This is a genomic window from Spirulina subsalsa CS-330, assembly GCF_028330765.1.
Classification (GTDB): Bacteria; Cyanobacteriota; Cyanobacteriia; order Cyanobacteriales; family Spirulinaceae; genus Spirulina; species Spirulina subsalsa_A.
Window position 1 is genome coordinate 1 of record NZ_JAQMTY010000064.1, and the last position, 9,934, is coordinate 9,934.

At 56.7% G+C, this 9,934-nt stretch carries 9 protein-coding genes and 1 tRNA gene; 9 read left to right on the forward strand and 1 reads right to left on the reverse strand.

What is annotated here, in order from left to right:
- Positions 1-437: 437 nt before the first annotated feature.
- A tRNA-Ser gene (locus PN477_RS04320) sits at positions 438-524 on the reverse strand.
- A gap of 120 nt (positions 525-644) precedes the next feature.
- Here PN477_RS04320 and PN477_RS04325 point away from each other — a divergent pair.
- The 9 genes from PN477_RS04325 to PN477_RS04365 all read left to right on the forward strand — a co-directional run bounded on the left by PN477_RS04325 (position 645) and on the right by PN477_RS04365 (position 9,819).
- Positions 645-1,013 carry a 2Fe-2S iron-sulfur cluster-binding protein gene (locus PN477_RS04325; RefSeq protein WP_272120932.1) on the forward strand — a complete coding sequence of 123 codons (369 nt, stop codon included), beginning with the start codon at positions 645-647 and terminating at the stop codon, positions 1,011-1,013.
- Complete coding sequence (locus PN477_RS04330) at positions 1,003-1,551, forward strand: thermonuclease family protein (protein WP_272120934.1); 549 nt, start codon at positions 1,003-1,005, stop codon at positions 1,549-1,551. The genes PN477_RS04325 and PN477_RS04330 overlap by 11 nt, the downstream gene beginning before the upstream one ends.
- Before the next feature lie 100 nt (positions 1,552-1,651).
- Positions 1,652-2,512, forward strand: a complete 861-nt coding sequence (locus tag PN477_RS04335; RefSeq protein WP_272120936.1) for an inositol monophosphatase family protein — start codon at positions 1,652-1,654, stop codon at positions 2,510-2,512.
- Between the two features lie 80 nt (positions 2,513-2,592).
- On the forward strand, positions 2,593-3,594 hold the full coding sequence (locus PN477_RS04340; protein ID WP_272120938.1) for a J domain-containing protein: 1,002 nt from the start codon (positions 2,593-2,595) through the stop codon (positions 3,592-3,594).
- Between the two features lie 85 nt (positions 3,595-3,679).
- Complete coding sequence (locus PN477_RS04345; protein WP_417158749.1) at positions 3,680-4,894, forward strand: ATP phosphoribosyltransferase regulatory subunit; 1,215 nt, start codon at positions 3,680-3,682, stop codon at positions 4,892-4,894.
- Positions 4,895-6,259, forward strand: coding sequence for a UDP-N-acetylmuramoyl-L-alanine--D-glutamate ligase (gene murD, locus PN477_RS04350; protein WP_272120942.1), 1,365 nt, complete (start codon positions 4,895-4,897; stop codon positions 6,257-6,259).
- A 121-nt stretch (positions 6,260-6,380) separates the two neighbouring features.
- Positions 6,381-6,926, forward strand: coding sequence for an EF-hand domain-containing protein (locus PN477_RS04355; RefSeq protein ID WP_272120944.1), 546 nt, complete (start codon positions 6,381-6,383; stop codon positions 6,924-6,926).
- Between the two features lie 142 nt (positions 6,927-7,068).
- Positions 7,069-8,058, forward strand: a complete 990-nt coding sequence (gene moaA / locus PN477_RS04360) for a GTP 3',8-cyclase MoaA (protein ID WP_272120946.1) — start codon at positions 7,069-7,071, stop codon at positions 8,056-8,058.
- Between the two features lie 504 nt (positions 8,059-8,562).
- Positions 8,563-9,819, forward strand: coding sequence for a PAS domain S-box protein (locus PN477_RS04365; RefSeq protein ID WP_272120948.1), 1,257 nt, complete (start codon positions 8,563-8,565; stop codon positions 9,817-9,819).
- Positions 9,820-9,934: the final 115 nt, after the last annotated feature.

Here is a 9,934-nt window from a genome sequence, read left to right on the forward strand (position 1 = left end):
AGGATAAATCAATGGCGTTAGTCGTTGAGCCTAGCAACCCTCTGCAACTCTCGTTGTTTGAGTGGATAAATGGTCAGGTAACTGGCTGTTCAGAATCTCCCACTATAGCCCGTAGGGTTTAGTGGGGGAGTATGTCAACCCCAAAACTGTACAAATCCTGTACATAATGAGAATGTACGCACTCTCGCTCATGTACAGGATTTACCTAGAATCCTTGCTGTGTAAGGGATGGGCGATATCAGATTTGAACTGATGACCCCTTCCGTGTGAAGGAAGGCTCACTGTCTCAAATCCAGTATCGCCCATCGTTTCAAAAGAGATCGCTGAGAATCATGGTTCTCAGCGATCTCTTTTTCGCTGCATTCACAGCTTCGCCAACGCTTGAATTCCTGCACCGATGCATCGGTGCAGTCTTTAGAATTCGGTGGAATTGAGTACGGAGAGAGAGGGATTCGAACCCTCGAGAGGCTTTCGCCCCTACAGCATTTCCAGTGCTGCGCCTTCGACCACTCGGCCATCTCTCCTTGTGCAGTTTTCTACTATAGCAGCAAACTGCGCATTGGGGCAGGGTTGGGTTGAGATTTTTGCGCGATCGCACCTCGCGCTCATCTTCTACAATAAAAAGCGCTGTTGTTGTGCTAGCTATGCCAGAGTATTACACGATTCGCGTTCACGATCGCCAAAACGACAGGGTGATCACCGCTCAAGTCCCCGATGATCAATACATTCTCCACAGCCTTGAAGCTCAGGGCCACATCCTTCCCTTTTCCTGCCGGAATGGAGCCTGTACCACCTGTGCCGTGCGGGTTAATTTGGGCGACTTGGTTCAACCGGAAGCCATGGGACTGTCGCCAGAAATCCAAGCCCAGGGCTATGCGTTGCTCTGTGTGAGCTATGCCCGGTCTGATTTGGATGTGGAAACCCAAGATGAAGATGAAGTGTATGAAATGCAGTTTGGCCGCTACTTTGGCAAGGGGGCGGTACGGCTGGGCTTACCCCTGGATGACGATTAGGGCGGATCGGGTTAGGCATTGGGTGCGATCGCTCCTCCTCCTCTGCCTCTGGTGGAGCGTCGTAGGCTGTACCGCCATCCCCGCCCCGCCCCCCGGTATTGCAGTCTCCGTCGATCGGGTGATCAGCGGCCAAACCGTGATCGTGCGCGGTGTCCCCACCGATCCCACCGCCGCCTTCACGATCCGCCTCCAGGGCATTCACGCCCCCGACCTCCAACAAGTTCCCTGGGGCGAAGCCGCCCGCCAAGCCCTAGAAACCAAACTCCGCAGCACTCCCACCATCACCCTTGTCCTCGCCAGCGCCGAACCCGATGCCTACGATCGCTACTGGGGCGACCTTTGGCAGGCGGACAAATGGATCAATCAGTGGCTCGTGGCACAGGGCCATGTGCTCGTCCCCCTTGTTCCCCATCCCAGCCCCCAGGCGCAACAATTGAGCCATGCTCAAGACTATGCAAGAATGAGGGGGGCAGGCCTTTGGCATCCGGATACCCCCCTCCGTCAGACCCCGGCGGAATTTCGGCGTGGAGAGTCCTAACCCTTGAGCCAAGCCCCAAAATCTTGATCTGAGTCGGCAGCGATCGCCCCCGGCCCTGCCCGTCAATTTCCAGCCCCGCGCACCCTTCACCCTTGAATTTATGGCGTTACCGTCCCCCGACACCCTACAACTCTTTTTGGATGTGGCCACCGAAGCAGCCCAAGCCGCAGGGGCAGTCCTCAAAACCCACTGGGGGAACCTCAAATCCATCGAAGAAAAAGGCCGACCCGGCGACCTCGTTACCGAAGCGGACAAAAATGCCGAAGCCGTGATCCTCGCCACCGTCCGGCGACACCTCCCCGACCATCCGATCCTGGCCGAAGAATCCGGCGTGATCGCAGGTCGTGACACACAATATTGCTGGGCGATTGATCCCCTCGATGGCACCACCAACTACGCCCACGGCTATCCCGTTTCCGGCGTATCCATTGGGTTGCTGATTGACGATGTGCCCACGGTGGGGGTGGTGTACGATCCCGCCCGCGATCGCCTCTACCGCGCCGCCACCGGCCTCGGAGCCACCTGCAACCGCAAACCGATCCAAGTCTCCACCACCCCCAAACTCCAAAACAGCCTCCTCGTCACCGGCTTCGCCTACGATCGCCACCTCACCAGCGACAACAACTACGCCGAATTCTGCTACCTCACCCACCTCACCCAAGGCGTGCGCCGGGGTGGTTCCGCCTCCCTTGACCTCGCCCATGTCGCCTGCGGTGAACTTGATGGCTATTGGGAACGGGGCCTCAAACCCTGGGACATTGCAGCGGGGATTGTGTTGGTACGGGAAGCCGGTGGCATCGTCACCGCCTACGACCAAAGCCCCCTCGACCTCTCCTCCGGTCGTCTCCTCGCCACCAACCCCGCCATCCATGCCGCCCTGAGTGAAGCCCTCCAAGCCACGCCCCCCCTGAGTACCTGGAGTGACGTGAACCAAATGGCCGCGATCTCGCCCTTGTCTTAGGCCATTTTCGCGATCATCCCTAAAAATCTAGGGGATACTAAAAATATATAGATATTCAATCCTGCCTTGGGTGAACCCTGATGTCGCTAAACATTAAACACGGACTCTTTAAATATGACTTAATGGATCACCATGCCATTCTTGGTGTTCCCGTCACCGCCGATGCCAATAGTATTCGGAAACGCTATCTCAAACTGGCACGACTGCTGCACCCCGACACGGTCAAAGTCAACAACGAGCAAGAACGGGCCCAGGCCAGCGAGTTGCTCTCGAAACTGATCAACCCCGCCTACGAAACCCTGAAAGGCAAAACCCGCGACGAGCATCAACTCGTTTTAGAACAGACGGGGAAACGCCTCGCCAACGAAGGCGGCACGCCCGCCGTCACCAATGAAATCGCGAAGGGGCTGTTAAAAGCGGGGACCAACGTAGACTTAGCCTATGCCCAAGCCCTCAAGGCTCTGACGGAAAATCAATATCGCTCGATCGCTGAATGTGAGCAGTCCATTGGCGACTTGAGTGAATTGAATCTGGTGTATTTAATGATGAAGGCGGGCCAGGGATTGCGCCAAACGGCCCCCGCGCCGCAAGCACCCCCGAAAGCGAAAGTACCGCCAGCGGCAACCCCGGCGGCGGCAGCAGCGGCGGCGGCCCAGGCGAAGGCGGAACAGTCCCCCGTGAGCGCCTACGTGCGCCGCGCACAGGAATATATTCAAAAAAATAACTTTGCGAAGGCGGTGCTGGAGTTGCGGGATGGCTTGAAGCTGGAGCCGAAAAATAGCACCTGTCATAGTTTGCTGGGGATGGCCTATCTGAAGCAAAACCAAGTCAGCATGGCGAAGGTGCATGTGATGAAGGCCCTCCAGTCGAATCCTGAAGAAAAGATCGCCTTGCAATGTAAAGCGGTGATCGAGAAAAAACTAGGACAGCCCCTCAGTTCCCACAGTGCGGGGTCTAACTCGTCGGGAAATACGGCGGGGAAGGCTCGCGAGGGTCGGGCGGCCTCCAATTCTGGCAAGTCGGATCAGAAATCTGGTAGCGGGGGCATGTTTGGGGGGCTGTTTGGTGGTAAGAAAAAGTAGAGGGGCGATCGCAGCATCCGGCTCGATGCTGTGTTTTGCCGTCTCGATTCTCCTTGCTAATCCCTCGCTGTAACCCAAATTGATGATGATTCACCAACCCCCGGCTGGAACTCGTGACATTCTGCCGCTCGAGGTTTCTCAAAAACGCTGGATTGTTGACCGCTTGCAGGAAGTCTTTCAACGCTGGGGCTATCAACGGATTATCACCTCAACCCTTGAATGGCTCGACACCCTCACCGCTGGCGGCGCGATTCGGCCGGATACGGTCATCGAAGTGGGTGAAACGGCCGAAGGGCGGCTCGGGTTGCGGCCGGAGTTGACCGCCTCCATTGCGCGGGCGGCGGTGGCGCGGATGGCCAACGATACGCCGCCGCTGCGCCTCTACTACAATGCCAACGTGTTTCGCCGCGCCCCGAAAAGCCACCACGGCCGCCAGGTGGAGTTTTATCAAATGGGGGTAGAACTGCTCTACACCGGGGGCAGTCTGGCGGATACGGAGATTGTGCTGTTGATGGTGGATTGTCTGGCGGCGTTGGGTCTGACGGATTGGTCGTTGCTGATGGGGGAAGCTCAGTTAACGCGATCGCTCCTCGCGCCGTTTCCCCCAGAACATCAAGGGACGGTGCGCAATGCGATCGCCCACCTCGACCGCATTCGCCTTGAGTCCCTTCCCCTCAGCTCTGAACTTCAGCAACGGGCCTTGATGATGTTTGACCTGCGGGGCCGTCCCGAAACTGTGCTGCAACGGGTGAGCCAGTTGGATCTTGATGCCACGGGCCAAGCCTGTGTTGCGGGGTTGAAAACCTTAATTGAGCGGCTGCGTTCCAGTGCGGCGGATGACTTACCCTTAATTTTGGATCTGAGCTTGCTTGAAACCATTGACTACTACACGGGCATCGTGTTTGAGGTGGTATCGTCCCGCCACAATCGCTCTTCGGTATTGGGAAAAGGGGGACGGTACGATCAACTCCTCGCGCTTTATGATCCCGCTGGGAAGCCCGGCGCGGGGGTGGGGTTTGCCCTCAATGTGGAAGATCTCCATACGGCCCTGCTGGCTGCGCCCCAACTGCCCCAAACCATGCCCGTGAATGATTGGCTCGTGGTGGCGAAAACTCCGGCAGCCGAAGCGATCGCCTTCAGCTATGCCCACCAACTGCGCCAATCGGAACATGTGGTGCGGGTGGAATTGGATCTCGGCGGCCGCACCCCGGCGGAACTGCGGGACTATGCCCGTGAAAGTGGTATTCGTCGCCTGGCGTGGCTGGATGTGGATGGAACCCCTGAAATTGAGGTGGTTTAGATGAAACAGGCTCACATCATTGGGTTAGGACGTTCGGGGATTGCGGCGGCACGGGTGCTGAAGCAGCAGGGTTGGCAGGTGGAATTGAGCGATCGCGCCACCCATACTAATTTGCACCCCCTGCGGGACACCCTACAACAGGAGGGCATCACCGTCAGCCTCGGCGCATCCCTCGATCTCAACGCCCCCCATCCCGATCTCCTCGTCGTCAGTCCCGGCGTACCCTGGGATAGCCCCACTGTGGTACAAGCCCGCGCCGCTGGCATTGACACCCTGGGCGAAATGGAACTGGCCTGGCGACAGTTGAACCGGATTCCCTGGGTTGGCATCACCGGAACCAATGGCAAAACCACCACCACCGCCCTCACCGCCGCCATTTTTCGCCAAGCCGGTCTTCAGGCTCCCGCCTGCGGCAATATTGGCCATGCCGCCTGTGAATTGGCCCTGATCAACCCCAGCAAGACCCAGGATCTCGATTGGGTGATTGCGGAAATTAGCAGCTATCAAATCGAAGCCGCCGCCACCCTCGCGCCCCGGATTGGTCTGTGGACGACCTTCACGCCGGATCACCTGGCCCGCCATTACACCCTTGAGAATTACTACGCGATTAAAGCCAGTTTGTTGGCGCGATCGCAGTCCCAAATTTTTAACGGCGATGATCCCTATCTGCGCGATCGCGCCACCGATTGGCCCCGCGCCCATTGGACGAGCGTCACCGGCCCGGCTGCCTTGCCCTGTAAAGCAGAGCACGGCATTTATTTAGAAAAAGGCGAGGTGATTGCCTTTGGGGAACGGGTGATGACCATTGGCGACCTGAAAATGTTGGGGGATCACAATCAACAAAACCTGTTGATGGCGGTCGGGGCGGCGCGGTTGGCGGGGATTGCACCGGAGGCGATCGCCGCTGCTGTGCGCGAGTTTCCCGGCGTGCCCCATCGCCTTGAATACCTCTGCACCCATGAGGGCGTGACCTTCATCAACGACAGCAAAGCCACCAACTACGATGCCTCTCTGGTGGGGTTAACCGCTGTGCCCACCCCAACGATTTTGATCGCAGGGGGTGATCCAAAAGCCGGGGATGATCAGGCGTGGTTAGGGGCGATCGCGGCCAAAGCGGCCGCCGTGGTTTTAATTGGTGATGCAGCCCCCCAGTTTGCCGCCCGTCTCGCCGAGGTGGGTTACACCCAATTTGAACAACTCGAAACCCTCGACCAAGCTGTCCCCCGCAGTCTCGAATTGGCAAAACACCACGGAGCCTCAACGGTGCTGCTGTCCCCGGCCTGCGCTAGTTTTGACCAATACAGCAGCTTTGAACACCGGGGCGATCATTTCCGCCAACTCTGCACCCAACTCGCCGCGTCTTGATCGTGCGGCTGACCCTCCCCCAGGCTCAGGGTGAGATTTTGACGCGATCCGGGTGTGGTGATTCCCACGGGGCGGGCTTGTTATCATGGGTCAAACACGCTTATGCCAGGGGATAGGGTTTATGCTGACAGATTTTCAAAAACGCAAACTGATGAAACTCTTCAGTATGTATGATGTGAACTGCGATGGGTTTATTGTCGAACAAGATTTTGAAGATGTGGCGGAAAAATTAGCCGATCGCGCCGGGTGGAGTACGCGATCGCCCAAGGGCATCACCCTCAAAAGTCAACTCGCCCAAGATTGGCAAGGGTTGCAAAAAGCCTCGGATACCAACCGCGATCGCCAAATTTCCCTAGACGAGTGGTGTACCTATTATGATGGGGTTCTCGCCGATGAAACCCTTTACAATGAGCGGGTCAAAGCCTTGACCCAATTAGTGTTTGATGTGTTCGACCAAGACGAAGACAACACCCTGAGCGCGGCCGAATGGGGCAACCTCCTCTGTATTTACAACACCTCCCCGATCTATGCGCCGCTCATTTTTGCCCGCCTCAGCCTCGATGCAGAGGGTAACCTAAGCCGCGAGGCAGTGCTCGGCCACATTGATGAATTTTTCTACAGTGACGACCCTGACGCACCGGGTAACAGTATCTTTGGCCCCTATTAAGCGATCGCGCCTCGTCAGCCCATGCCGCAGCAGATTGCGAAAGCGCATGACTTCCCCTTTTTTAAGGGGGATTGAGGGGGATCATCATCCCCTTGGATTGAGAAAAACCGCACCTGGAAACTGTTTTCGCAAAGTCTGAACCATGCCCCCTGTTGATTATCTGCGGATTAGCCTCATCGATCGCTGTAATTTTCGCTGCACCTACTGTATGCCGGAAAATGCCGCGTTGCAGTATGTGCAGCGAGACGACGTGCTCACCGATGGGGAGATTTTAACCCTCGTGCGCGAAATTTTTATCCCGTTGGGGTTTCGGAATTGGCGGCTGACGGGGGGGGAACCATTATTGCGGCCGGGGGTGGTGGAGGTGGTGCGATCGCTCGCTCAACTGCCCGCAACCGAAGACCTCGCCATCACCACGAACGCCTTTCACCTCGCGCCCTTGGCCGCTGATCTCTACGCCGCAGGCTTACGGCGGCTGAATATTAGTCTCGACTCCTTAGAACCGGAAATCTTTGAGCAGATTATCGGCAATCAGGGGCGCGATCGCTGGGGCCAGGTGTGGGAGGGAATTCAAACCGCGCATCGGGTCGGGTTTAACCCGCTGAAGTTGAATGTGGTGGTGATTCCGGGAGTGAATGATCACGAAGTGGAAGCCCTGGCCGCCCTGAGCATCGAGCAAGCATGGCATGTGCGGTTTATTGAATTCATGCCCATCGGCAATCCGGAACTCTTCGGGGCGCGGGCTTGGATTCCCTCGGAGGAGTTGCGGCAACGGATTCGGCAGCGTTGGGGCTTAGAAACCTCCCAAGTGCGGGGCAATGGCCCGGCGGATGTGTTTCGGATTCCGGGAGCGGCGGGAACCCTGGGCTTTATTAGTCAGATGTCGGATTGTTTTTGCGATCGCTGTAACCGAATGCGCCTCTCGGCCGATGGCTGGCTGCGTCCCTGTTTGCTGAATGAAACCGGCCAGATCAACCTCCGCCAAGGGTTGCGCGATGGGATTGCGATCGCCACCCTCCGCGCCCAAGTGGCCGAACTCCTCGCCCTCAAACCCGAAATCAACTTCAAAGCCCGCGAATCCGGCACTACCACCGGCCACTACAGCCGCACCATGTCCCAAATCGGCGGCTAACCGTCTACCAGAGGCCTGGATTAACCGAGTTACACCGTGCCAATGCTCACCGACCTTGCTCCCCCTAAATCTCTTGTGAATAGCGGGATTTTGAACGTTTCCTCTCTTTGGCAAGCTACTGCACACAACGTTCTCAGGTTGACCTCGCCTGTGTTTAATCCCCCTCTGTCGTCAAGGCAGCGAGCTAGAGGCTCGCACTACAGAGGATTCCAGGCAGGGTAGTGCGAGCCTCTGGTTCACGCATACCCCCGCCAGATTCGTAACTTGGGCTATGGATAAGCAGTAGCTTTTGCAAGGGGGCCGGGGAAATCACGCAAGACGTGAAACGTGAGATCGATATCTTGATATGAGCGGCAACCCCAAGAGAACGAAAGACTGTAAACGCCGATCAGACTATTTCTGAAATAGGTTGTAAGTTTAATTGATGCCACTGTTTTCCGTTTCTCTCCCTTGCGATTCTGTGTATGACTGTGCGATCACGACCTCATTTTTGCAGCTTCGACTATGCTCTATGCCGAAATTTTCCAACAGTCCACCGATGCTATTTTTGTCGTCGATGCCGTAACGACGCTGACCATTGACTGTAACCATCGAGCCGTTGAACTTTTTGAAGCCGAATCCAAAACCCAACTTCTGAATATTGCGGGGCATAGTCTCCAAAAAACGCCCTTCAGCCCCAACGAGTTACGTGACATTCAAACCACGCTTAACACTCAGGGAATATGGGAGAAAGAGGTGGAATATGTCACCTTGCAGGGGCGGCAATTTTGGGGGGAACTGGTGGCCAAGCAGGTGCAGATCAGCGACCAGGCGATTAATGTGGTGTGGGTGTCGGATATTAGCGATCGCAAAGTCGCCGAGCAACGGTTAGCCCACTACAATCAACAACTTGCCCAAGAGGTGACGCAGCAATCTGTCGCCTTGCAAACCCGCGAAACCCAGTTTCAAGCCATTTTCGCCAACTTTCCCGTCGGCATTGCGGTGGTCACCCCGCCCCACTACACCTTCAGCCTAGTGAATCCGGCCTTGACTGAACTCCTGGGCTATTCCCCCCAAGACCTGGCGACCTTGAGCATCCGTGATTTGAGTATCCCAGACGATGACGACAGGGAATGGGCACTGCTGCAAGACTGTGTGCGGGGCGATCGCAATACCTACCATCTGGAAAAACGCTACCGCCGCCGGAATGGTCAACCCCTGTGGGTTAACGTGAATACGGCGATCGTGCGCGATGACCACGGCCAGATTCAGTGCGGTATGACCATGGTGCAAGACATCACCGCCCGCAAACTTGCTGAACAGGCCCTGGAAGCCAGCGAAGCCCGCTATCGCCTCCTCGCCGAAAACATGACCGATCTGGTTTGCCTGCACCAGCCCACGGGGGAATATCTCTACGTCAGCCCTTCCTGTCAGACCTTGCTGGGCTATAGCAGTGACGACATGATTGGCCAGAACCCCTACGATTTTTTCCATCCGGACGACTGTGATCAGATTCGCCAACATGCCCACTACAATGCCCTGGTGAATATTCCGACACCGATCATCTATCGGATGCGCCACCAAGACGGCCGGTATATCTGGCTCGAAACCCTGACCATTCCGATCGCTGGTGACAATGGCCAGGTGGTGCGCCTCCAAACCACATCGCGGGATGTGAGCGATCGCGTCCAAGTCCAGCTTCAACTTGAACATGACTCCGTCCACGATACCCTGACGGGCTTGCCCAATCGCACCCTGGTAGTGCATTTTAGTGCAGGCTAGAGGAAAAGATAGGGGCATCTTGCTCCGCCAGCTTCTCTCTGATGCCCCGATTGTACTCATGGATGAACAGCCATATCGCCCCAATGTGGTTCTCCACCTTTTTCGAGAACGACAG